22 protein-coding genes are annotated in these 22,923 nt (G+C 64.6%); 13 read left to right on the top strand and 9 right to left on the bottom strand.

Annotation, left to right across the window (positions count from 1 at the left end):
• Positions 1-6: 6 nt before the first annotated feature.
• The gene (locus FZI91_RS01440) at positions 7-987 is read right to left on the bottom strand and encodes an ABC transporter substrate-binding protein (RefSeq protein WP_155937685.1); all 981 of its coding nucleotides are present in this window, start codon (positions 985-987) and stop codon (positions 7-9) included.
• Between the two features lie 251 nt (positions 988-1,238).
• On the opposite strand from FZI91_RS01440, the gene ctaD reads away from it, so the two are divergent.
• Positions 1,239-2,936: a cytochrome c oxidase subunit I gene (gene ctaD, locus FZI91_RS01435; RefSeq protein ID WP_162526103.1), complete on the top strand. Its 1,698-nt coding sequence runs from the start codon at positions 1,239-1,241 to the stop codon at positions 2,934-2,936.
• 3 nt (positions 2,937-2,939) lie between these two features.
• Complete coding sequence (serB, locus tag FZI91_RS01430) at positions 2,940-4,178, top strand: phosphoserine phosphatase SerB (protein ID WP_166548222.1); 1,239 nt, start codon at positions 2,940-2,942, stop codon at positions 4,176-4,178.
• 2 nt (positions 4,179-4,180) lie between these two features.
• Here the strand turns inward: serB and FZI91_RS01425 are convergent, their stop codons facing one another.
• Positions 4,181-5,662, bottom strand: a complete 1,482-nt coding sequence (locus FZI91_RS01425; protein ID WP_155936923.1) for a PLP-dependent aminotransferase family protein — start codon at positions 5,660-5,662, stop codon at positions 4,181-4,183.
• A 62-nt stretch (positions 5,663-5,724) separates the two neighbouring features.
• Here FZI91_RS01425 and FZI91_RS01420 point away from each other — a divergent pair, with 62 nt between their 5' ends.
• Positions 5,725-6,414, top strand: coding sequence for a YitT family protein (locus FZI91_RS01420; protein ID WP_162526595.1), 690 nt, complete (start codon positions 5,725-5,727; stop codon positions 6,412-6,414).
• On the opposite strand, the gene FZI91_RS01415 is transcribed toward FZI91_RS01420, so the two are convergent.
• Positions 6,396-7,142, bottom strand: coding sequence for an XRE family transcriptional regulator (locus tag FZI91_RS01415; protein WP_155936922.1), 747 nt, complete (start codon positions 7,140-7,142; stop codon positions 6,396-6,398). The genes FZI91_RS01420 and FZI91_RS01415 overlap by 19 nt on opposite strands.
• A gap of 132 nt (positions 7,143-7,274) precedes the next feature.
• On the opposite strand from FZI91_RS01415, the gene FZI91_RS01410 reads away from it, so the two are divergent.
• From FZI91_RS01410 to FZI91_RS01390, 5 genes are read left to right on the top strand one after another with little or no spacing between them, the layout of a single operon-like run.
• Positions 7,275-8,150, top strand: coding sequence for an ABC transporter ATP-binding protein (locus tag FZI91_RS01410; RefSeq protein ID WP_155937681.1), 876 nt, complete (start codon positions 7,275-7,277; stop codon positions 8,148-8,150).
• Positions 8,150-8,983, top strand: a complete 834-nt coding sequence (locus tag FZI91_RS01405; protein ID WP_162526596.1) for an NUDIX hydrolase — start codon at positions 8,150-8,152, stop codon at positions 8,981-8,983. The genes FZI91_RS01410 and FZI91_RS01405 overlap by 1 nt, the downstream gene beginning before the upstream one ends.
• Complete coding sequence (locus tag FZI91_RS01400; RefSeq protein ID WP_155936921.1) at positions 8,980-9,774, top strand: enoyl-CoA hydratase; 795 nt, start codon at positions 8,980-8,982, stop codon at positions 9,772-9,774. The genes FZI91_RS01405 and FZI91_RS01400 overlap by 4 nt, the downstream gene beginning before the upstream one ends.
• Positions 9,775-9,795: 21 nt before the next feature.
• Positions 9,796-10,773: a class I SAM-dependent methyltransferase gene (locus tag FZI91_RS01395; protein ID WP_155936920.1), complete on the top strand. Its 978-nt coding sequence runs from the start codon at positions 9,796-9,798 to the stop codon at positions 10,771-10,773.
• 16 nt (positions 10,774-10,789) lie between these two features.
• Positions 10,790-11,983 carry a THUMP-like domain-containing protein gene (locus FZI91_RS01390; protein WP_162526597.1) on the top strand — a complete coding sequence of 398 codons (1,194 nt, stop codon included), beginning with the start codon at positions 10,790-10,792 and terminating at the stop codon, positions 11,981-11,983.
• Here FZI91_RS01390 and FZI91_RS01385 read toward each other — a convergent pair.
• Entirely contained in the window at positions 11,937-13,229 is a 1,293-nt protein-coding gene (locus tag FZI91_RS01385) for a PQQ-binding-like beta-propeller repeat protein (protein WP_162526598.1), read from the bottom strand. The genes FZI91_RS01390 and FZI91_RS01385 overlap by 47 nt on opposite strands.
• Positions 13,230-13,315: 86 nt before the next feature.
• Here FZI91_RS01385 and FZI91_RS01380 point away from each other — a divergent pair, with 86 nt between their 5' ends.
• Positions 13,316-14,065, top strand: coding sequence for an acyltransferase (locus FZI91_RS01380; RefSeq protein WP_155936918.1), 750 nt, complete (start codon positions 13,316-13,318; stop codon positions 14,063-14,065).
• Here the strand turns inward: FZI91_RS01380 and FZI91_RS01375 are convergent.
• The 3 genes from FZI91_RS01375 to FZI91_RS01365 form a co-directional block, all read right to left on the bottom strand.
• Positions 14,049-14,495 carry a nitroreductase family deazaflavin-dependent oxidoreductase gene (locus FZI91_RS01375; protein WP_155936917.1) on the bottom strand — a complete coding sequence of 149 codons (447 nt, stop codon included), beginning with the start codon at positions 14,493-14,495 and terminating at the stop codon, positions 14,049-14,051. The two genes, FZI91_RS01380 and FZI91_RS01375, sit on opposite strands and share 17 nt — an antisense overlap.
• A 116-nt stretch (positions 14,496-14,611) precedes the next feature.
• On the bottom strand, positions 14,612-15,091 hold the full coding sequence (locus FZI91_RS01370; protein ID WP_162526612.1) for an SRPBCC family protein: 480 nt from the start codon (positions 15,089-15,091) through the stop codon (positions 14,612-14,614).
• 5 nt (positions 15,092-15,096) lie between these two features.
• Entirely contained in the window at positions 15,097-15,432 is a 336-nt protein-coding gene (locus FZI91_RS01365) for a helix-turn-helix transcriptional regulator (protein WP_155936915.1), read from the bottom strand.
• Positions 15,433-15,586: 154 nt separating this feature from the next.
• On the opposite strand from FZI91_RS01365, the gene FZI91_RS01360 reads away from it, so the two are divergent.
• Positions 15,587-16,423 carry a metal-dependent hydrolase gene (locus tag FZI91_RS01360; protein ID WP_155936914.1) on the top strand — a complete coding sequence of 279 codons (837 nt, stop codon included), beginning with the start codon at positions 15,587-15,589 and terminating at the stop codon, positions 16,421-16,423.
• 18 nt (positions 16,424-16,441) lie between these two features.
• On the top strand, positions 16,442-17,278 hold the full coding sequence (locus tag FZI91_RS01355) for a metal-dependent hydrolase (protein WP_155937679.1): 837 nt from the start codon (positions 16,442-16,444) through the stop codon (positions 17,276-17,278).
• 3 nt (positions 17,279-17,281) lie between these two features.
• On the opposite strand, the gene FZI91_RS01350 is transcribed toward FZI91_RS01355, so the two are convergent.
• On the bottom strand, positions 17,282-17,893 hold the full coding sequence (locus tag FZI91_RS01350; RefSeq protein ID WP_162526599.1) for a TetR family transcriptional regulator: 612 nt from the start codon (positions 17,891-17,893) through the stop codon (positions 17,282-17,284).
• 62 nt (positions 17,894-17,955) lie between these two features.
• Between FZI91_RS01350 and FZI91_RS01345 the strand changes: the two genes are divergently transcribed.
• Both FZI91_RS01345 and FZI91_RS01340 read left to right on the top strand, forming a co-directional pair.
• Positions 17,956-18,432 carry a hypothetical protein gene (locus FZI91_RS01345; RefSeq protein WP_155936912.1) on the top strand — a complete coding sequence of 159 codons (477 nt, stop codon included), beginning with the start codon at positions 17,956-17,958 and terminating at the stop codon, positions 18,430-18,432.
• A 119-nt stretch (positions 18,433-18,551) separates the two neighbouring features.
• Positions 18,552-19,457, top strand: a complete 906-nt coding sequence (locus FZI91_RS01340) for an NAD(P)-binding domain-containing protein (RefSeq protein ID WP_162526600.1) — start codon at positions 18,552-18,554, stop codon at positions 19,455-19,457.
• Here the strand turns inward: FZI91_RS01340 and car are convergent.
• A complete protein-coding gene (gene car / locus FZI91_RS01335; RefSeq protein ID WP_155937677.1) occupies positions 19,434-22,856 on the bottom strand; it encodes a carboxylic acid reductase in 3,423 nt (1,140 codons plus the stop codon). The genes FZI91_RS01340 and car overlap by 24 nt on opposite strands.
• Positions 22,857-22,923: the final 67 nt, after the last annotated feature.

The raw sequence follows: 22,923 nt of genomic DNA, 5'->3' as shown, positions 1-22,923 counted from the left end.
TAACTGTTAGTTGATCGGTGCGTTGACCCAGTGCAGATCGTCGAGGATACCGCGTCCCGCGACGATTCCGTCCCCGGTCTGCCACACCTCGTTGTTGACCGCGAACACCCGGTTGTCGCGGCTGGCGCCGAGCGCCATCCAGGGCTTGGTGCCGAAGATCCGGGCGGCGCGGTCCCGTGCCGACGGGCTCGAGAATGAGACGTAGACGATGTCGCCCTCGACAGCCGAGAAGTCCTCCGTGCTGACCTCGATGAACGGAGTGTCGGTAAACCGTTGGGTAGCAGGCCGATCCAGTCCGACTGTGGCGAACACCGATGCCGGGAAGTTGCTGGCGCCGTACACCCGCACCGTCTGATCGGTGAACTGAACGATCGAGGCCTGGAAATGTGCGGCGTCGTTTTCGCGGCCCACCTTCTTGGCGGCGTCCACGAAACCGGTCCACAGCTTGTCGGTGTCCGCGGTTCGCCGGGTGGCCTTGCCCACCAAGCGGACGTGCTCGGCCAGGTCGCGTCCGGACACGATCACGGTCGGCGCGATGGCGCTCAGGTCCAGATAGGAGTTCTGTTCGCCGGCCGAGCTCAGGATGAGATCGGGCTTGGCGGCACCGATCTTGGCCAGGTCTGGGGAGGCCATCGAACCGATAGACGGCAGGTTGTGCACCACGGTGCCCAGGTATGACGGGGGAGCCGTCGCGTTATCGGCCAGCGCCACGCCCACGATGCGGTCCTGAATCCCCAGCGCACACAGGGTGTCGATCGCGCCGGCGTCGAGGACCACGATGCGTTTGGCATCCTCGGGTACCTCGGTCTCGCCTTGGGCATGGCGCACTTCGCGGGAAGCCTCCGGGTCGAGCGCCGCGGCATCCTTGGCGCAGGATTCGTCGGGCTTGCGTGCGTTGCCCAGCACTCCGGCGCCGGCGATCTTGGTGGGACTGGTGACCAGGGTGCTCGGGGTCTCGTCGGTGGGCTTCTCCGTACAACCGGACATCGTCACCGCGATCGCCGCTGCCAACGTGGCTGCGGCACCCCTGAGCCTCACTGTCTGCACCCGGTTGAACTTACCGCGCGGGGCGGTGAACACGCGGGTAGGACGCCCTGACCACGCCCGCACGGATCGGAAACAACCCTAAGTACGACTCTCTGTAGGACCCGCTCCGCGATCGGCGGTGGCGCGGGCTAGGATTCACCGAAGATGCGGCCAGTAGAACGGGCCGCGCATGACGAGGAATCGGAGGAGTCGTGACCGCCGAAGCACCCCCCATTGGTGGATTGCAGGCCAGCCGCCCCTTCCCGGCCCGTATGGGAGCCCGGGGCACTCTGATCTATCGCATGATCACGACCACCGATCACAAGTTGATCGGCATCATGTACCTGGTCGCGTGCTTCGCGTTCTTCCTCATCGGTGGCCTGATGGCGCTGTTCATGCGCGCCGAGCTGGCCGTGCCGGGACTGCAGTTCCTGTCCAACGAGCAGTTCAACCAGCTGTTCACCATGCACGGCACGGTGATGCTGCTGTTCTATGCGACACCCATCGTGTTCGGCTTTGCGAACGTGGTGCTGCCGCTGCAGATCGGCGCCCCTGACGTTGCCTTCCCGCGTCTTAACGCCTTCTCCTTCTGGCTCTTCCTGTTCGGCGCCATGATCGCTATCGCCGGCTTCATCACCCCCGGTGGCGCCGCCGACTTCGGCTGGACCGCCTACACCCCGCTGACCGACGCCATTCACTCACCGGGTGCCGGTGCCGACCTGTGGATCATGGGTCTGGCCGTCGGTGGTCTGGGCACCATCCTCGGCGCGGTCAACATGATCACCACCGTCGTGTGTATGCGCGCCCCCGGCATGACCATGTTCCGGATGCCGATCTTCACCTGGAACATCCTGGTGACCAGCGTGCTGGTGCTGCTGGCGTTCCCGCTGCTGACCGCCGCACTGTTCGGTTTGGCCGCCGACCGTCACCTCGGTGCCCACATCTTCGACCCCGCCAACGGCGGAGTTCTGCTGTGGCAGCACCTGTTCTGGTTCTTCGGACACCCCGAGGTCTACATCATTGCGCTGCCGTTCTTCGGCATCGTCTCGGAGATCTTCCCGGTGTTCAGCCGCAAGCCGATCTTCGGTTACACGACGCTGATCTACGCCACCCTGGGTATCGCAGCGCTGTCCATCGCGGTGTGGGCGCACCACATGTACGCCACCGGCGCCGTGCTGCTGCCGTTCTTCTCCTTCATGACGTTCCTGATCGCGGTTCCGACCGGTATCAAGTTCTTCAACTGGATCGGCACCATGTGGAAGGGGCAGTTGACCTTCGAGACGCCGATGCTGTTCTCGGTCGGCTTCCTGGTCACCTTCCTGTTTGGTGGTCTGACCGGTGTGCTGCTGGCCATGCCGCCGGTCGACTTCCACGTCACCGACTCGTACTTCGTGATCGCGCACTTCCACTACGTGCTCTTCGGCACCATCGTGTTCGCGACCTACGCCGGTATCTACTTCTGGTTCCCGAAGATGACGGGCCGTCTGCTCGACGAGCGCCTGGGCAAGTTCCACTTTTGGCTTACCTTCATCGGGTTCCACTCCACCTTCCTGGTGCAGCACTGGCTGGGCAACCAGGGCATGCCGCGCCGCTACGCCGACTACCTGCCGACCGACGGCTTCACCTTCCTGAACTCTTTCTCGACGGTCGGCGCCTTCATCCTGGGCGCCTCGACGCTGCCGTTCCTGTGGAACGTCTTCAAGAGCTACCGCTACGGCGAGGTCGTCACCGTCGACGATCCGTGGGGTTACGGTAACTCCCTGGAGTGGGCCACCAGCTGCCCGCCGCCGCGGCACAACTTCTCCGAGCTGCCCCGAATCCGTTCGGAGCGCCCGGCATTCGAGCTGCACTACCCGCACATGTCCGAACGCATGCGCGCTGAGGCGCACGTGGGTGGCGGCCACAAGTAACCGGTGACGACAGCTAGCGTCACGGTTCTTGTCACCGTCACCGGGGCCGACAAACCCGGTGTCACATCGGTGCTCATGGCGGTGCTATCCCGCCACAGCGTCGAGCTGCTGAATGTCGAACAGGTCGTCATCCGCGGCAAGCTCACGCTTGGTGTACTCGTCAAGGCGCAGGGCCCCAGCGATGCGATCGAGGCGCTGCAGGACGAGCTTGAAGAGGCCATGCACACGCTCGGCTTCGACGTGGACGTCGAATTCGGCGGGGACAGTTCGGTTATCAAGGATCCGTCGACCCACACCATCGTGGTCCTGGGGCGCCCGGTTACGGCGCGTGCGTTCGGCGCGGTGGCCCGCGAATTGGCGGGTCTCGGTATCAACATCGACCTCATTCGGGGTATTGCCGACTACCCGGTGACGGGACTTGAGCTGCGGGTCACGGTCCCGCAGGACCGGCTCACCGATATCGATCTGCACACCGCGATGGCCCAGGTAGCCGTCAACGAGCCGGTGGATATCGCCGTCGAGCACAGCAGCCTGGACCGTCGTGCCAAGCGGCTCATCGTCTTTGACGTGGACTCCACCCTGATCCAGGGCGAGGTCATCGAGATGTTGGCCGAGCGGGCCGGGGCGCGTGAACAGGTCGCGGTGATCACCGAGGCCGCGATGCGCGGGGAACTGGACTTCGCCGAGTCGCTGCACCAGCGGGTGGCCACGCTTGCCGGCCTGCCCGAGTCCGTGCTGGACGATGTCGCCGACGAACTGGTGCTCACCCCGGGCGCTCGCACCACTATCCGGACATTGCGCCGACTCGGGTACTCGTGCGGTGTGGTGTCCGGTGGTTTCCGGCAAGTGATCGAGCCGCTGGCCCACGAACTGGCCCTCGATTTCGTGGCGGCCAATGTGCTGGAGATCGTGGACGGCAAGCTCACCGGCCGGGTGATCGGGGAGATCGTGGACCGGCCCGGAAAGGCCAAGGCGCTGAGGCAATTTGCCTACGAGGCGGGTGTTCCGCTGGCGCAGACCGTCGCCGTCGGAGACGGCGCGAACGATATCGACATGCTTTCGGCGGCCGGGCTCGGGGTGGCGTTCAATGCCAAACCGGCGCTGCGCGAGGTGGCCGATGCGTCGGTGAGTCAGCCGTATCTGGATGTGGTGCTGTTCATCCTGGGCGTGACCCGCGCCGAGATCGAGGCTGCCGATGCGGTTGACGGCGGCGTGCGCCGCGTCGAGATCCTCGACGACTAGCGCTAACCCACCATCGCCGAATCGGCAAGTGGTGCAGCACCTGTCACGGTGTGCCAGGCCTGGGCGAGCAGTTCCACTCCGCGCAGCAGCTGTTCATCCTGCTGAGTGAACGGCACCCGCACGAACCGCTCCAGCGAGCCGCCGACACCGAACCGCGGACCCGCGGCGATACGCACCCCCAGCCGCGCCGCGGCCGCTGCGAGGGCGGTACTCATCGGCGCCGGCAGCCGGGCCCAGATGCACAGGCCGCCGTCGGCTTCCTGAAGCTCCCAGTCGGGGAGCCGGCGGCGCAGCTCGGACACCACGAGCGCGCGTCGCCCACGCAAGATCTGTCGCTGCGCGGCCTCGACCTCGGCCGCATGTTCCAGTAGCTCGGCGGCGGCCAGCTGTTCGAGGATGGGCGTGCCGGTGTCCATGGCCGAGCGCACCGCGGCCAGGCGGGCGATGGTGGTGCGGTCGGCGCGGATCCAGCCAACGCGCATTCCGCCCCAGAATGACTTGGACATCGACCCGATGGTGATCACCAGATCGGGACGCGCCACCAGAGACGCCATGGGCGCGGGCCCGGGTGTTTCGTGCCAGGCACCGACGAGCGACTCGTCCACGACCGTGCGGGTGCGAGTTTGGGAGATGATGTCTGCCAGTAGCTTTCGCTGTGTCAGCGGCATGGTGAGGCCGGTGGGGTTGTGGTTGTCCAGCACCAGGTAGGCCAGGTTGGGGGCCGTCTGGCGGATGGTGGTCTCCATCCCGGTCATATCCCAACCCGACATCCGCTCGTGGGTGTGCATCGGCACGGGTACCGGACGTCCACCACGCTGAGCGATCGCATCGAGGGCTCCGTGATATCCCGGCTGCTCCACGAGCACCCGGTCACCGGGTTCCACGAAGGCGCCGAGCAGCAGCGCGATGGCCTGCTGGGCACCGCAGGTCACCATGATCTGGTCCTCGGTGGTGGGCAGGCCGCGTCGTGAGAAGTGCTCGGCGATGCGGGGTCGCAGCTCGGGTATGCCCACCAACTCGTGACCGATGCCTCGCAGATGGCTGGGCAGCTTGCTCAGCGCCACCTGATACGCGTCGAGCACCGCGGCGGCCGGGGCGGCGGTCGCGGCATTCTGCAAATCGATCATCGAGCTCGCCACTGCCGTGGTGGCCGAATCGGATCGGTCGGGCCCCGGCAGTGCGGTGGTGCTGCGCGCGCCCTGACGTCCGCGCAGGTATCCACTGTCACGTAGCTCCGCGTAGGCGGCGGTCACGGTGGTTCGGCTCACGCGCAACGCCGTGGCCAGTGCTCGTTCACTGGGGATGCGGGCGCCCAAGGGGAGTCGCCCGTCGATGATGAGCAGCCTGATCGCGTCGGCTAGCGCTCCGTAGGCGGGTCCTGCGGAGCCCGCGGTACGCCAGTGGCCGAGGTGACCGGCCAGTGTGTCGGCAGGGATGAGCCGCTCGCGCGAAGACAATCCGGTAGCGACCACGCGATCAGACATAAGAGCCAGTGTGGCTCAACTGGCTATTGAAAAACAAGCCAGTTGGTCGAGAAAATCGTCTGGTGACCGGGAAATGGATTGGTTGGAGCGCGCGGGGTTCCTCGCTGCTGGTGGGGTTGTGGCTTTATGGGGTGTCGATGGCACTCATGGTGCGGGCGGGGCTCGGATTGGACCCGTGGGATGTGTTCCATCAGGGGCTCTCGATGAGAACTGGAATGAGCATCGGGCTCGCGTCGGCGGTGACCGGGGTCGTCGTGCTTCTTATGTGGATCCCGTTGCGTAACAAGCCCGGTGTAGGGACCATCGCCAACATCATTGTGCTCGCGATCTCCGTCGACACCACCCTTGCCTGGTTGCCGGACTCGCCGGCGATGTCAATCCGGGTGGCGTTCCTTGTCGGTGGCGTGCTGTTGAACGCGATCGCCACGGTGCTCTACGTCGGCGCGGGGCTTGGCCCGGGGCCGCGTGACGGAATGACAACTGGACTGGTTCATCGCACCGGTCGATCTGTGCGGTTGACCAGGACCGCTATCGAGGTCATCGTGGTGGCGACGGGCTGGCTGCTCGGGGGGAGTGTCGGCGTGGGCACCCTGCTCTACGCGCTCGGGATCGGGCCACTTATCCAGTTGGTGCTCCGGCTGGTGCCGCGAAGGCTGTTGGCGATCAGTGGTTGGGGCTCGGTGCTGAGCACGCAACGGGATAGCACGTCGTCGCCCGAGCCCGCGAGATCAGCTCAGGACGTGGCTGTCTGATCGCGTCGGTCGCGTAACTCCGCGTCGGTCAGCAGCTGTTCCCGAAGCGCCGCCGGGAGGTCGAGCAGCTTGGATGTCAGATTGGCCACCACCGGGTTCCGGGCGAGTTCCAGTGCAGTCAAATCCGGATCCAGCTCGTCGGCGTAGCCACTATCTGTGAAGTAACGGACGTCGATTCGAAAGGCGTGCGCGATGCTCTCCAGCGCCTGCATGGACGGCCGACCGCGCTGAGCGTTCCGCAACTGCGACAGGTACGGTGCCGACACCACCGTGCCCCCGGTTCGCATGAACACAAGAAATTCGCTGTTGGAGTAGGGGCCGCGACCGGGAGTGTGCAGGACCCCGAAGACCCGGTTGAGTCTGCCGACGAATTCCTCTTGCGATCGGTGATCCTTGAAGGGGTATAGGCCGTCGCGGTTGCTCTCGGACGAAGGTTCTGGTCGCGATGTGCTGTTATCTTCGCTCTTTCCCTGCCCATTGATTCGCCGATTGGCATCAATCAGGCGCCCGATGGCCGTGGTGTCACGGCGCAGCTGAGACTGGAAGGCATCCACCCGGCGGCGCCATACCTTGAGATCGGCCCACACCCAGGACCGATCATCACCCTGAGCTGCACGTTGCTGGATTTGACTTGCCTGTTCGTCGAGCTGCGTGAGAAGCCGATGGTTGGCAACCCCGATGTCATGCACGATGCCGAGGTAAGGATCCGAATCAAGATCGTTTGTCATGTCGTTGCCTAGAATTCCTTCCGAGCTTGCTGACGTACGAATTAGGATACTCGATAAGGGTCCAGATGCATGGCGAAGATGGCTCCCTGTCGACGCGCTGAGCTGACGCCCGCCCACCTCCCCGCGCCACCCATGCGGCACGATGGCCTAGTGGCCGATGAACGCTTGCGTGAAGAGCATGAGCCCGAAATTGATCCGGATCTTCTGCTCGATTTCCGCGATGTCCTGCTGCGCCGCAATAGCAAGGTGCTGGTGGGCCCGGTCACCTGGTCGGTAGAGCTCGATGAACGGTGGGTCGTCGTCGGTCCCAATGGCGCGGGGAAGACGTCATTGCTGCGCATTGCCGCCGCCATGGAACATCCCACATCCGGTGACGCCGCCATTCTCGGTGAACGGTTGGGCCGCGTCGATGTCTCCGAGCTCAAGGCCAGGATCGGCCTGAGCTCGGCCGCGCTTGCTCAGCGGATACCCGATAACGAGGTGGTCCGCGACCTGGTGGTCTCGGCCGGATACGCCGTGCTGGGTCGCTGGCGTGAGGAGTACGAGGAGGTCGACACGGCGCGGGCCGTGGACATGCTCGAGACCCTCGGCGCCGAACACCTGGCCGAACGCACGTACGGAACGCTGTCCGAGGGTGAACGCAAGCGTGTGCTGATTGCGCGCGCGCTGATGACCGACCCCGAATTGCTGCTGCTCGACGAGCCGGCCGCCGGTCTGGATCTGGGCGGGCGTGAGGAACTGGTGGGGCGGTTGGGTGAGCTGGCTGCGGACCCGGATGCGCCCGCGATGGTTCTGGTGACACACCATGTGGAGGAGATTCCACCTGGTTTCAGCCACGCGCTGTTGCTGTCGGAGGGCGCCGTCGTCGCTCAAGGTCTGCTGGCGGATGTGATGACGAGTGAAAATCTGTCCCGCGCGTTCGGTCAGTCGATCCTGGTTGAGATGATCGATGGGCGCTATTTCGCGCGACGTGCCCGGCCCCGTGCCGCACACTCCAGGAGGCAGTAGTGACACCACCCCAGAAGGATTCAACACAGCCGAAGCCCGCTGCCACGGTCGTGTTGATCCGCGACGGCGCGGTCGGTGTCGAGGCGTTTCTGATGCGTCGCGATAACGCCATGGCCTTCGCCGGCGGGATGACGGTCTTCCCCGGCGGTGGGGTGGATTCCCGTGATCTGCGTGCCGATCTGCCGTGGGTCGGTCCCGACGTGGACTGGTGGGCGGGGAAGTTGGGTGTGACCCCCGAGCTGGCCTCGGCCCTGGTATGCGCCGCCGCGCGTGAGACCTTCGAGGAATGTGGGGTGCTGTTCGCCGGTACCTCGGACACCGCGATCGTGGGGAACGCCGCGGCCTATCGACAGGCGCGCCATGACCTGTCCGATAAGACGTTGTCCTTTGGCGAGTTCCTGCAGCGTGAGGGCCTGCTGCTGCGAGCGGATCTGCTGCGGCCGTGGGCTAACTGGATTACCCCGGAGGCAGAGCCGCGGCGCTACGACACCTTCTTCTTCGTCGCGGCATTGCCGGCAGGACAGGACGCCGATGGTGACACCACCGAGGCGGTCGCGTCGGGGTGGCAGACCCCGGAGGCGGCCATCACGGCGTTCACCGAACGTCGCAGCTTCCTGCTTCCTCCCACCTGGTCCCAGCTGGATGCGGTGTCCTCCTCCGGCGCGACGGTCGCCGAGGTTCTGGGCGCATCGCGGGAGATCGCGCCGATCATGCCGATTCTGAAGCAAGAAGAGGGACGGTGGTTCGTCCAGTTCGATGATGTCGATCGGTATGAGACTGCCCGCCAGGGCGCCATGGAAATACCCGAAGTGAGCGGACCGGAGCTGGTATGACGGAGCCTGAGTTCGTCTCGGTGCGCACCGCGCCCGAGCATCCCGGCATCGGCACGATCGCGCTGTCGCGACCGCCCACCAACACCTTCACCCGGCAGATGTACCGCGAACTCGCCCAGGCCGCCGCGGAGGCGAACGCTCGCGAGGACATCAGAGTCGTGATTGTTTACGGCGGTCACGAAATCTTTTGCGCCGGTGATGATTTGGCTGAACTTGGTGAGCTTACCGGTGACGAGATGGCGCGCAGTGCCGTAGACCGCCAGGCCGCGATCACCGCGGTGGCGGAGCTGGCTAAGCCCACGGTCGCGGCGATCACGGGATACGCGTTGGGCAGCGGCCTGGAGCTGGCGCTGGCGGCCGACTGGCGGATCGCTGGAGACAACGTCAAGGTCGGGTCGCCAGAGATTCTGGTCGGCATGATCCCCGGCGGCGGCGGGACCGCCCGGTTGGCGCGGGTCGTTGGGTTGAGCCGGGCCAAGGAGATGGTGTTCAGCGGTCGCTTCGTCGGGGCGGAGGAAGCGCGTGGCGCTGGTCTCATCGATCAGATGGTGGCCCCCGACGACGTCTACACCGAGGCCGCCGCCTGGGCCCGACGCTTCGTCGACGGACCGCCCCGGGCCCTCGCTGCCGCCAAGCAGGCCATGGACTATGGCTTCGATAGCCCTTTGGTCAAGGCTTTGGACAGGGAACGCGAGCTGTTTTGCCAGGTGTTCGCGACGCAGGACCGAGTGGACGGGGTGGCCGCTCACCTGGAGATCGGCCCGGGGACGGCCCGGTTCAGGGGAGCCTAACCAGGAGTTAGGCTGACGGCCATGACGGAGATTACGGGGCTGGACGGCCAGCCGACCACGAAGGCCACCGCCGAGCAGGTCGCTGCCGCTTTCGAGGACAACAAGCTGGCGCAGATCCTGTATCACGACTGGGAAGCGGAGACCTACGACGAGAAGTGGTCGATCTCCTACGATCAGCGCTGCATCGACTATGCCCGCGGCCGGTTCGACGCCATCGTGCCCGCCGAGGACCAGCGTGAGCTGCCCTACGAGCGCGCCCTCGAGCTGGGCTGCGGCACCGGTTTCTTCCTGCTGAACCTCATGCAATCGGGTGTTGCGCGCCGTGGTTCGGTCACCGACCTGTCTCCCGGCATGGTCAAGGTCGCCACGCGGACCGGCAAGGAACTCGGGCTGGATGTCGACGGCCGGGTGGCTGACGCCGAGCGGATTCCCTACGACGACAACACCTTCGATCTCGTGGTGGGTCACGCCGTGCTGCACCACATCCCCGATGTCGAGCTGTCCCTGCGCGAGGTGTTGCGGGTGCTCAAGCCGGGCGGGCGGTTCATCTTCGCCGGCGAACCCACCACCGTTGGAAATCTGTACGCCCGCGCGCTCGCGAATCTGACGTGGAAGGCCACGGTCCAGGCGATGAAGCTGCCCGGATTGGAGAGCTGGCGGCGTCCGCAGGAGGAACTCGACGAGAATTCGCGTGCCGCGGCTCTGGAATGGGTTGTTGACCTGCACACCTTTGATCCGGCCGACCTCGAGAAGATGGCCGCCAATGCCGGTGCCGTTGCCGTGCGGACCGCCAGCGAGGAATTCACCGCCGCGATGCTCGGCTGGCCGGTGCGCACGTTTGAGTCGACGGTGCCGGCCGGCAAGTTGGGCTGGGGTTGGGCGAAGTTCGCGTTCGGCGGCTGGAAGACACTCAGCTGGGTGGACGAGAACATCTGGCGTCACGTGGTGCCGAAGGGCTGGTACTACAACGTGATGATCACCGGGCTCAAGTCCTCGTAGTTCTCGACGACCGCTGGTGATAGACGTCGCCGACGTCGACTATCTGTCGTCCCCAGTGGGCAGGACGGCCCTAACACGGGCATCCGTGTACGGGCTCTCCCCGAGCACCCTGGTGGCCGATACCGCGGCCCTGCGTGCCGAGTTTGGCGAACGTGCTGCGGTATTGGCGCAGACGGTGCTGTTGCGCCGCAAGGCAGTGAACAAGCTCGGTGCCGTGCAGGACTGGTTGTTCACCGATGATGCACTGCAACAGGCGACTCCGGCAGTAGTCGCTCGGCATCGCGCCGCCCGCCTTGCGGGCCGGGTGGTGCACGACGTCACCTGCTCGGTGGGCACCGAACTTGCCGCCCTCGACGGCGTCGCGGCGACGGTGCTCGGCAGCGATATCGATCCGGTTCGAACGGCGATGGCGCGTCACAACATTGGCGACCGTGTCCTGATCTGCCGGGCCGATGCGCTGGCACCGTCCAGCCGCGCCGAGGTGGTCATCGCCGATCCGGGCCGTCGTTCCGGCGGTCGGCGGCGATTCGATCCATCGGCCTACACCCCGCCCCTGGATGCGGTGCTGGCGACATACGCTGATCGCGAACTGGTCGTCAAATGCGCTCCGGGACTGGACTTCGCCGAGCTGTGCGAGCAGACGGGGTTCGGCGGCGAGATCGAGGTGGTCTCACTCGACGGAGGCGTCCGCGAGGCGTGTCTATGGTCGGCCGGGCTGGCGCAGGCACACCGGAGCGCCACCGTGCTCTCGACGGCCGGAGACGGCTTCCGGCTGACCGACGCCGACCCCGATGACTGCGCGGTCGCCGAGGCGGGGGAGTGGATCGTTGACCCCGATGGTGCCGTGGTGCGGTCAGGTCTGGTGCGCCACTACGCAGCGCGACATGGGTTGTGGCAGTTGGACCCCCGCATTGCCTACCTGTCCGGAGATTCCGTGCCTGACGGTGTGCAGGGCTATCGGGTGTTGGAGGCGTTGGCGTACGGCGAGAAGCGACTACGACAGTCGCTCACCGCGCGTGATTGTGGGTCGGTCGAAATCACCGTGCGCGGCGTCGACATTGATCCGGCGGTGTTACGTACCAGGATGCGGCTCCGCGGCAGTGTGCCATTGTCGGTCGTCATCACTCGGATAGGTAGTGATGCACGGGCATTTGTGTGCGCGGCTAGGTCCCCGGGCGGAACCCGTACACCATGCCTTCGCTCAGGGTGACGATCACGCGCTGATCGGGTCCGATCGAGATTCCCGCCGGGAAGCCGGCCGCTTCGGGCAGTGGGTAGCGGTTGACGGTGGTCCCGTCGGCGGTGTTGAACACCGTCAGGGCCAGGCCCTTGTCGCCGTCCTTGACCACCGCGTAGCCGACCTGGCCGGCGGCCTGGCTCGACGTCGAAAGCGGGACGAGATCGTCGCGGCGCCAAGCGATCTCACCCTTGCTCCCGGAGTCCTTGATCGCCACCAGGGTGGCCTTGTCGCCGGTTCCCGCGATGATGGTCCCGTCCGGGGCGACCGACGGCGGCGTCGTGGCGTTGAATCCCAGGGGCACCGACCATTTCTGGCTGCCGTCGAAGGTGTGCATGGCATGTAGTGAGCCCTTGCGGTCGTTGATGTAGACCGTCTCGCCGTCATTCGACATCACGGGGGAGCCGATGACGCCCTCGTCGATGATCTTGTTGGCCCACTTGTGTTTCAGGATGACGTTGCCGTCGGCGTCGTAGGTGATTCCAAGCAGCACCGGTACCGGTTTGCCGGGCTGCCACAGGGTGGTGACGATGGTGCCGGTCGCCGGGTCATAGGCCGGGGACGCTGATACCGGGCACTTGGGTCGCGCCGCTTCGCAATCGTCTAGACCGCGTCGCGGATCGGCCGGATCGATACCTTCCAGCAGATCCATCGGGGTACCGACCACGTCGCCGCGTTGGGCGCCGAAGATCACGATCTGTCCCAGATGGGTGACGATCAGGAGCCTTCCGGGCTCGACGATCTTGGGCGTGGTGGGCGCGCCGATGACGGGCTTACGCCACCGGATCCACTGGGTCGGAGGAAACGACACCACCGCACCCGGCTGGCCGAGGTAGAGGTTGTTGTATCCGTCGGTCAGCGGCCCGGACCACGGGCTCCCGGTCACCATGCGGGTGCACCACCGCTGGCGTGCGGCCTTGTTGTTCTCCCACTCCATGAGGGTGCAGCCGCCCGGGGTGTCGGCACTCACCGCGATGATGTTGTCGATGCCGATGGCCGCGGCGCTGCGTATCTGGCCCTTGGTGTTCCGGCTCCACTCCAGGGTCAGCTCGCGTGCACCCTCGGTGGACGTGTAGCTGCTGTTATGCGCGTCGGCGTAGGTGGCCGACCAACCGGGTGCCGCCTTGATGTCGATCCACGAATCGTCGCCGGAGCAGGCGGTGACAGTGAGGAGTGCCGCGAAGGCAATGCTCGCGAGTACTCGTGCCCGGGAAAGCACGGTAAGGCACTCCTTTGGTCGACCGGGACAATGGCTCCTCGCAGGGTAGTCGGTCGGTCTTCGGTGGTCCCGTAGGCTGTGCGGCCATGACGACGATGTGGGGTGCTCCGCTGCACAAGCGGTGGCGCGGCCAGCGCCTGCGGGACCCGCTGCAGGCCAAATTCCTGACCATGGCCTCGCTGCGCTGGGTCATCGCCAACAAGGCGTATTCGCCGTGGTACCTGGTGCGGTACTGGCGGTTGCTCAAGTTCAAGCTCACCAACCCGCACATCGTCACGCGCGGCATGCTGTTCCTCGGCAAGAACGTCGAGATTCACTGCACACCCGAACTGGCGCGGATGGAGATCGGCCGGTGGGTGCACATCGGCGACGGAAACTCGCTGCGTGCCCACGAAGGGTCCCTGCGGCTCGGCGACAAAGTGGTGTTCGGCAAGGACAACGTCGTCAACGCGTACATCGACATCGAGTTCGGCGACTCCGCGCTCATGGCCGATTGGTGCTACGTCTGCGATTTTGACCACATCATGGATGACATCACCGTGCCGATCAAAGACCAGGGGATCATCAAAACCCCGGTGCGGATCGGGCCGGACACCTGGATCGCCACCAAGGTGACAATTCTGCGCGACACCATCATTGGGCGCGGCTGCGTGCTGGGCGCCCATGCCGTGGTCAAGGGCGTCATCCCGGACTACTCGATTGCCGTGGGCGCACCCGCGCGGGTCGTCAAGAACCGCAAGGTGGCCTGGGACGCCTCGGCCGCGCAACGTGCGCAACTGGCCGAGGCGCTGGCCGACATCGAACGTAAGAAGGCAGCCGCTAGCTCACCGGAGTGAGCGTGAACAGCGGGAACACCCGATCGGTTCGCGTCGTGTACTCGGCATAGGGCGGGAAGGCCGCCACCGCACGTTCCCACCACGCTGCGCGCTCGGTCTCGTCGGCGATCTCCGCGGCACTGACGGTCTGCACGTTTTCGCCGTCACGTAGTTCGAACACCGGATTGGCCCGCAGATTCGCCACCCACGCAGGGTTCTTAGGTGCTCCACCGATCGAGCCAACCGCTAGGTACACGCCCCCATGCTCAACGCGCATGAGCGGGGCCTTGCGGATCTGTCCCGACTTCGCACCGACGGTGTAGAGGATCACCACAGGCATGCCCTCTACCGTGGTGCCTTCGGCGCCGCCGCTGGATTCGTAGACGTCGATTTGCTCGCCGACCCATTGCGGGTTCTTGCTGATGTATTCGAAGGTGAATTGGTTGGTCATCGATGAGCCTCTCGGGCGAAGAGTGTGTTCACCGTGGCTGCAACGCGGACGGAGCGGCGGGTATTTCGCACGGACCCCTGCCGAGTGCGCAGTACGCACTCGGCAGGGGGAGTAAGTCAGGCGAGGTCGCGCAGCAGATCCTCGATGCGGTTGTAGCTGACCTGCATGCCGCCTTCCATGCCTGAGTCGATGTGGCCGTCGCGGTGTTCCTTGGAGCTGTGCTCGACGAGTACCCGCATGGTGGTCACGCCTCCGACCTCGTCGAGGATGGTGGACACGAGGGCCGACGCATCGGGCATGCCCTCGTATGTCTCGGTGTTGACCAGGCGGTGCGGCGTGTCGATCTCGCGATATTCACCATGGAACCCGACCTCCATGCCGCCGTCGGTGATCACATACCGATAGGTGCCGCCGACCCGCAGATCGATTTCGCACACCTGCCACTGGGAGGTCTCAAAGCCCCACCAGCGCTTGACCAGATCCGGTTCGGTGAGCGTCCTGAACACCAATGCCGCGGGGGCGTCGAACGAGCGCGTGATGAGAATTGTGGTATCCGAGGGCAATTCGACGGTGGCACTGCCGTAGCGGTTGGCGATTTCGGTCATTGGTCTTCCTCCTTGAGTTCGGTGAGTAGATCGTCGAGCCGGTCCAGGCGCTCGTTCCAGGTGCGTTCGAACGCGGCCACCCAGTCGTGGACGGGCCGCAGGGCAGCGCCGTTCACGCGGTAGAAGCGGTGTCGTCCATGTGAGCGCACCCGCACTAGATCGACGGCGCGGAGCACGCTCAGGTGCTTGGACACCTGTGGTTGACCCATGTGGGTCCGTGCCACCAGTTCGTTGACCGTGACCTCGCCGGTACCGATGGCACCGAGAAGCTCACGTCGGCCCGCCTCCGCTATCGCGTTGAACGCGTCAGCTGTTGTGGGGGTGCGAGCCATGGATACAACATATACCTATATAGGTATATGTCAACCCTGAAACATCGAGATACCCCCGGATTGCGGTACCCTGAGCGGCGTTGGCAGTGTCAGATGGGAAGCCAATTGGAAAGCCAACCGAGATCAGTCGTAGCGGGGTAGTGGGAAGCTGAGTATGGACAGGCCGATCAAAACCCGCCGTATCAGGTTCCGCTACCACCCGGGTTCGCTGGATCGCCATTTTGTGCAGGGTGACCTGGTCTCAAGCCACATGATGGCGATGCTGTCGGCGGTTTTCCCGGAGGGTGAGGAGTTCTTCATCCGGTCGGTCCGACGCTATTCGGACCAGATCACCGATCCCGAGCTCAAGAAGCAGGTGGCCGGGTTCATCGGCCAGGAGATGACGCACGGGCGTGAACATCGCGAGCTGAACGAGCGCCTGCAGGAGATGGGCTATCCCACCGCGTTCGTGGAGCGGCTCGCACGCCGGATCTTCAATTTCCAGACCCGGAATTACCCGCCGATCTACACGCTAGCGGTCACGGCGGCGCTGGAGCATTACACCGCGGTGCTGGCCGAGACGCTGCTCACCGATCAGCGTGCCCTGGACATGCTGGGTGAGGGCGAGGTGCGTTCGATGCTGCTGTGGCATGCCTTCGAAGAAGCCGAGCACCGCTGCGTCACCTTCGATGTCTACCGGGCTGTCGGTGGTAGTGAGCGGCTGCGTGTCTGGGCGATGCGTCGCACCACCCTTGCCTTCATGTACACCACATTCTTCGAGACGGTGATCTCGCTGCTCCGCGACAAGGCTGCCTACAACCCCATCCGGTTGGTGAAAAGCATTGTGGCGCTGCGGCACTTGCCTTTCCTGAGCCGCGAGGTGCGGCGCCGTATCGGCGAATACAACCGTCCCGGTTTCCATCCCAATGACTCCGACAACACCGAGCTCATCGAGAAATGGCATGCCGAGCTGTTCGGGGACGGCGGGCACCTGGTGGGTCATCTGCATTAGGGGAGGGGTGGGGTGACGATGGATCGGGATATCAAGACACGGCGGATCAGGTTTCGCTATCCGGCCGGCGCCATGCACCATCACTATGTTCAGGGCGACTTGGGGATGAGTCACATGGTGGCGGTGCTCTCGGCGGCCTTCCCCGAGGGTGAGGCGTTCATGATCCGCTCGGTGCGGGCGGTCGCCGATCAGATCACCGATCCGGAGCTCACGAGGCAGGTGGCCGGATTCATCGGTCAGGAAGCCACGCACAGCCGTGAACACCGCGTGCTCAACGAGCGCCTGCAAGAGATGGGTTACCCGACCGCGTTGATCGATCGGGTAATCCGCAAGACGCTGGAAGCGCGGACACGCCACCTCTCGCCGGTGTACTGCCTCGCGATGACGGCGGCCTTGGAGCATTACACCGCGATCCTGGCCGAGACTGTCCTGACCGACGAACGCGCTCAGGATATGTTGGGGGAGGGTGAGATTCGCTCCATGCTGCTGTGGCATGCGCTGGAGGAATCCGAGCATCGCGCGGTTGCTTTCGATGTGTACCAGGCCGTCGGCGGAACCCATCGGATGCGGGTTTTCGTCATGTGGCTCACCACGCTGATGTTCGTTGCCGCGGTAGGATGTGCGACGTACATGTCCATGTTCCGGGACCGAGACTTCTACAATCCCAGGGTCCATTATCGGAGTGCCGTCCGATTATTCGGCTCCCCCTTCTTCTCGCGCACGGTCTTCCGGCGGCTACTGTCCTATCGCCGCAAAGACTTTCACCCCAATGAGGTCGACAACACCGAGCTCATCGCAAAGTGGAACGCCGAGTTGTTTGGCGAACACGGGCAGATCGCCGACCACCTGCTGTAACCGTCAGCCGGTGAGGTAGCGGGTCAGCATGCCGACCAGCTCGTCCTCGAACGACTGCGGATTGACCGGCCGAGGGCCAGCCACCAGACGGTGCGTCAACGACTCGATGGTGGCTACCACCATCCTTGCGGCCATGGCTGTTTCGGAGACCCGGACATCGGGATGTGCCGCCAGAATCGCTTCGGCTTGAGCGACGACGATATCTTCGGACCGGTGCAGCATCTCCAGGAACTCGGGTGGTCGCGGCGCCTCCTCGAACAGCACCCGGTGCAGCCTCGGGTTGTCGCGATGGTTGTCGATGGCAGCTCTGACGAAGATGTGCAGCATGTCTTCGATCGACTCCGGTAGGCCGGCGGTGAGATGCCGCTGGACGTGCGCAAAACCTTCCTGGGTGTGGGCGGTCATGAGCTCGACGAGGATGGAGTCCTTGTTGGGGAAGTACTGATACAGCGAGCCGATCGATACGTCAGCTCGTTCGGCGATGCGGTTCGTGGTGCCTGCGGCATAGCCGAAGTCGGCGAAAACGTGAGCAGCGGCATCCAGGATGCGACGGCGGGTGGCCTCCGCACGGTCCTGTCGTGGCTGCTTGCGTGGTTGTAGGCGAGGGCCGGACACGTGTCGATCGTCTCCCTCGAATGCGAGTACCAAATATATGAGTAATTACTCATAATTGTGACATGAAGACGGTCTACCTGGAAACCGAGTTGCCCACCGACGCCGACCGGGTGTGGGGCGCCATGCAATATGCCGGCACGTTTCTGTACGTGTGCCGTGGAGTCTTTGGGGCACCGGCGCTGTCCGGGCGCACCGAACCCATGCGGGTGGGTGAACGTGGAACCGCCCGGTTGTGGGGGCTACATCTGATCCCGTTGTACCGGCACACGATTCATGTGGTGGAGGTCGATGAAGAGACGCGCACCGTGCGGACCAACGAACACGGGGGAGTCCTGCGCACCTGGAACCACACCCTGCATGTGGAGCCGGCCGGTGATCGTCGTTGCCGGTACAGCGACCGGATCGAAGTCGACGCGGGTTTCCTTACTCCGGTCATAGCCAAGGGAGTGAAGGTGCTCTTCCGTTATCGACAACGACGTTGGCACACGCTGGTAGACAAGCACCTACTGCCCGAGGGGCCTGCGTATACGCGGGGATAGTTCTGCGTCACAACCACTCTCGATGTCGCCTGGTCTACCAGGATGCTTACCTCGGAGTGCGTAGGGCACGTGAAAGTGCGTACTTGCTCCCGGTGTGACACCACACCGACGATGGGTGGGTGACTTCAGAGCCAGCGGACAAGACATCTGTGACATTCCTCGGTCTCGGCGAGATGGGGCGCGCTCTTGCCGCCTCGGTGGCCGCAACGGGCACCCCTGTTGTCGTGTGGAACCGGACCCCGGGTAAGGGCGCGGTGGTGCCCAATGCGGTTGTTGCGGAGACGGTTGAGGAGGCAGTTACCGCGTCGCCGGTGATCGTGGTGTGCCTGTTCGATCACGCCTCAGTGCACGAGACCCTTGACCCAGTGGCGGCCCAGTTGCGCGGGCGCGCGTTGGTCAATCTCACCACCACCAACCAGGATCAGGCTCGTGAGCTCGGAGCGTGGGCGGAGGCCGCCGGTATCGACTACCTCGACGGCGGAATCATGGCTGTGCCGAACATGATCGGCGGTGCAGGATCGGAGATCCTGTACAGCGGCTCGCATGAGGTCTTCGACAGTTATCGCAAGATCCTCGATACCTGGGGCGCCAGTTCATATTTCGGATCAGATGCGGGGCTCGCCTCGCTGTACGATTTAGCGCAGCTGGCCGGGATGTACGTGATGTTCGTCGGGTTCCTGCAGGGAGCTGCCATGGTGGGTACGGCGGGCGTCTCGGCGAGCGATTTTGCGAAGCGGTCCGCTGCCTGGCTGTCCGCGATGACGTCCGAGTTCGCCGGATATGCCGCAGTGGTGGACGGTGGCGACTACTCGGTGCCCGGCCAGCAGAGCCTGGAGTTCTCCGACCTCACCAAGATGGTGGCGGCCACCGCGGCCCTGGGCATCGGTGGGCAACCACTGGCCATGGTGCAAGGGCTAATACGTCAGCAGATCGATGCCGGGCACGGCGCCGACGGTCTCGCCCGGATCTACGAGAGCATCAAACACCCGGGCACACCAGCCTCAGAGCAGTCGGTGCGCCCGTAGGTCCGACATGTACTTGGTGATGAGCGCGCGGTCGATCTGAGGTATATCGTTGCAGTGACCAATTTCGTGTTCCTGCACGGCTTTCCGAAAGGTGTCGTTGGGGATGGACGCTCCGCGGCGTGGGGGGGCCGGCGCTCGGTAGGCATCGAGCAGCGGAAGCACCGAGGCGCGCCGCTGTTCGTCGGGCAGACCTCGCAATGCAGTCTCGAATCGCGACAGCCACTCGTCGTAGTCGTCGATGATGTCGATGTAATGCCCGTCTTCGATCAGCCAGTCGACAAAGGTATCCACCGAGATGCCGTCGTCATGCGGATTCATGACGTCGTATGACCGGAAACCCTCGGTGGCAGCCAGGCCCAGGGTTGTTATCGCTTCGGTCACGAAATCGACTGGGAGGCCCTCGTAATGGGCTCGGGGCCGAGAGCCGTTGCCGTCGCCCTGATAGAAGCTGCGCGGCGCGATACCGGTGAGGACCAGGCTCAGCAGCATCCGCGTGAACGCGTCGGTGACGTTCAGCTGGCCGCTGTACCGGCGGTGGGTGAGAATCATGTCGGAGCGAAAGACGCTGGCCGGGAGGCCACACAGATCATGTGCCTCGCGCAGCAGCACCTCGCCGGCCCACTTGCTGTTCGCGTAGCCGTTGGCATAGCCCGCCCCGACGGGCCGCGTGGGGCTCACCGCGCGGATGTCCCCGTCCTCGTCGAAATCGGGAACCGTCATCGCGACCGCCATGGTCGACAAGTACGTCACCGGCTTCATCCGCCCGGTCAACGCCAAACGGATAACTTCGGCGGTGCCAAAGACGTTGGGTTGGAACAACTGGTTGTACGGCAGGACGTGATTTACCAACGCTGCCGGATGGACGATCTTGTCGACCTCGCGGGCCAGTTGCTCCCAGGTCGCGTCGTCTACGCCGAAACGGGGCTGGGCTATGTCGGCCGCAATCACCCGCAGGTGCCGCTGCGCCAACGTGCGGAACTGGTCGAGCAGCGCCGGGTCGGTATCGCCGTACGCAGCCTCAAGCCGTGCCAGGGCTTCGGCATCACTATCGCCGCGGACCAGGCAGATCAGCTGGCCATCGGACTGTGCCGACCGTTGCAGCCACTCCAGGCACAGGAACCGGCCGAGATAGCCGTTGGCGCCGGTGAGTAGGACGGTGTCGACCGCGCCGGAGGGCGGTTCCAACAACGCTGCGGCGTCTAATGTCTCGGCATCGATGAACTTGTCGAGCGTGAGATCGGCGGCATGGATGACCGAGACATCCGGCCCGTGCACACTGGCAGCCGTCGCGGTGCTGCTTTCGCGTTCAGTTGCGATGTATTCGGCAAGTTTCCGAAGATCCGCAGCGGGGCCGGTGATCACGCCGACCGGCACCTCGACATCGAACAGATCGCGCAGCAGATTGGAAAAGGTCAACGCCGACAGCGAGTCTCCACCGAGATCGATGAAGTGATCCTCGGGGCGTACCGCGTCCGAGGACATGCCTAGTAACGCCTGCGCGGCCTCGGTAACGGTTTCGATGACGGGGCGCTGCTGCGCGGTGTCGCGCAACAGCCGCAGCTCCGCGACGCGCGCCTCCGCGAGGTCGACATACAGCCGTTCGAGGCGATCCCCATAGTGTTCGATCATCTTGGGCCGTATGGGTTTACCGACGGCCGCGAGCATCCCGCTCTCGATGGTGAATGGCGTAGTCTCGATGACGAAATCGGCCGGAAGCTCGTACGAGTGCAGGTGGTTGGCGCGGGCTGTCCGCTGCAGCGATTCCCGGATCGTGTTCTTCAGGTCGACAGGATCGGGATGCGTGCGCAGTGCCTCGTCGGTGGGCACGACCACCGCCAGCAGATACGCGCGTTCGCTGTTGCCGTAGACGAAGATCTGGCGAACCAGCGGCGCGCCGACGTACACAGTCTCCAGGTTGGCCACCGCGACGAACTCGCCCTGCGACAGCTTGATCACGTTGTTGCGCCGGTCCACGTACACCAGTTCGTCGGGAGCGATCTCTGCCATGACATCGCCGGTCCGGTAGTAGCCGTCGACGTCGAAGACCTCGGCGGTGACGTCGGGACGTTTGTAGTACCCCGGCGTCGCGGTGGCACTCTTGACGAGCAATTCGCCACGCGGGTGCGGTTTGTCGGTGGTGTAGTACCCGAGCTCGGGCACATCGACAAGCTTGTAGTCGAGCACCGGTGGGCGGGAGATCTTGCCGTCCCGGAACACGCCGCCAACCTCGGTCAGTCCGTACAGATCGAGCAGATGGAAGCTCAGCGAGGATTCCAGGAACGTCTTCATCTCGGGGGACAATGGCGCCGTGGCGAGCATGCCCGCGACCACGCGTCCGCCGAGAACCTCTTCGCGCAGTTCGGCTTTGGCGGTGCGGTCCGCCGACTCGGTATCGGCTCCCTCGGCAGTCAGCGCGTCCATGCGGGTTTGGTAATGCTGGAACAGCATGTCGACCACCCGGGGGACCACGCCCATGTGGGTGGGGCGCACCAACTGCCAGTCCTCGAACAACGTGGACAGATCACTCTCGGGAACGAAATAACATGTGCCGCCGGGTATGAAGGCGGTCAACAGCCCTACTCGGCCCGCAAGATGGTTGAGCGGCAGGAAGTTGACGTTGATGATCGGGGTGTCCCGATTCGGCGCGGCACCCGAGGACCAGAAGCGGGTCACCGTCCACTCCGTGAACATCGCGCCCTTGGGCGCGCCGGTACTGCCCGAGGTGTACATGATGAGCGCGGTGCGTTGTTCGTCGCCGTCGGTGTAAAACGTGGGCTCGGGCAGCTGACGTCCCCTCGCGATGACCTCCGCGAGGGGCTCGACGATGACGTCCATGCCGGCCGTGTGTAGACGATCTCTTGCTGCAGCGAGCTTCTCGCGATGATCATCGGTGTCGGGACGGTAGTCGAACACCATCACCCGTCGCAGATCAGGTAATCCGAGTACCGCTTCTATGGCGAGTTCGAGGCTGTCGGCGCTCGCGGCGACCAACCGCGGGCTGGTCTCCTCTAGCATCATGCGCAGTAGTGCCGCGGAGGTGTTGTGTTGTAACGGAATCGATACGGACCCATTCATCAGGGCGGCGAGGTCGACGGTGACGTAATCGGGGCTGGAGAAGCCGATGGTGGCGATGAAATCGCCGGGGGCAATCGCATTGGCGCCGTGCTGCCACTCCGCGAGAATCGCCGAGATGTCATCGAGAAGCTGGCCGTAGGTGATGGTCTGGAATGCGGGCAGGAGTCGGTCGACCGTGCGACCGGTCGCGGGGTCAACAACCGACTCGCGGGACCGGAACCCCATCACCGGCCGGTCGGCGTATCCGGAAAGCAGGGCGTGCAGGACCTGGGACAATCGCAGGCCGGGCGCCAGCAGGGAATCCATCACATCCACGTCGGGCATGGCCGACCGGAACTGGGGGTCGGACTCGAACAGCTTCGCTGCCAGGTCCGTCGCATCTACCACGGTG

Origin of the sequence: Mycobacteroides sp. CBMA 271 (assembly GCF_009729205.1) — a bacterium.
GTDB lineage: Bacteria > Actinomycetota > Actinomycetes > Mycobacteriales > Mycobacteriaceae > Mycobacterium.
Note: the sequence above shows the minus strand (reverse complement) of the source record. Positions and strands in the feature narration are given on the sequence as shown.

Excerpts from the sequence above, each read along its gene's own strand:
- FZI91_RS01345 (WP_155936912.1), top strand. The coding sequence starts at position 17,956 with ATGAAGACGGTCTACCTGGAAACCGAGTTGCCCACCGACGCCGACCGG.
- FZI91_RS01395 (WP_155936920.1), top strand. The coding sequence starts at position 9,796 with ATGACGGAGATTACGGGGCTGGACGGCCAGCCGACCACGAAGGCCACC.
- car (WP_155937677.1), bottom strand. The coding sequence starts at position 22,856 with ATGCCCGACGTGGATGTGATGGATTCCCTGCTGGCGCCCGGCCTGCGA.
- FZI91_RS01365 (WP_155936915.1), bottom strand. The coding sequence starts at position 15,432 with ATGGCTCGCACCCCCACAACAGCTGACGCGTTCAACGCGATAGCGGAG.
- FZI91_RS01415 (WP_155936922.1), bottom strand. The coding sequence starts at position 7,142 with ATGACAAACGATCTTGATTCGGATCCTTACCTCGGCATCGTGCATGAC.
- FZI91_RS01425 (WP_155936923.1), bottom strand. The coding sequence starts at position 5,662 with ATGTCTGATCGCGTGGTCGCTACCGGATTGTCTTCGCGCGAGCGGCTC.
- FZI91_RS01410 (WP_155937681.1), top strand. The coding sequence starts at position 7,275 with ATGCGGCACGATGGCCTAGTGGCCGATGAACGCTTGCGTGAAGAGCAT.
- FZI91_RS01375 (WP_155936917.1), bottom strand. The coding sequence starts at position 14,495 with ATGACCAACCAATTCACCTTCGAATACATCAGCAAGAACCCGCAATGG.
- FZI91_RS01355 (WP_155937679.1), top strand. The coding sequence starts at position 16,442 with ATGGATCGGGATATCAAGACACGGCGGATCAGGTTTCGCTATCCGGCC.
- FZI91_RS01360 (WP_155936914.1), top strand. The coding sequence starts at position 15,587 with ATGGACAGGCCGATCAAAACCCGCCGTATCAGGTTCCGCTACCACCCG.
- FZI91_RS01440 (WP_155937685.1), bottom strand. The coding sequence starts at position 987 with ATGTCCGGTTGTACGGAGAAGCCCACCGACGAGACCCCGAGCACCCTG.
- FZI91_RS01400 (WP_155936921.1), top strand. The coding sequence starts at position 8,980 with ATGACGGAGCCTGAGTTCGTCTCGGTGCGCACCGCGCCCGAGCATCCC.
- FZI91_RS01380 (WP_155936918.1), top strand. The coding sequence starts at position 13,316 with ATGACGACGATGTGGGGTGCTCCGCTGCACAAGCGGTGGCGCGGCCAG.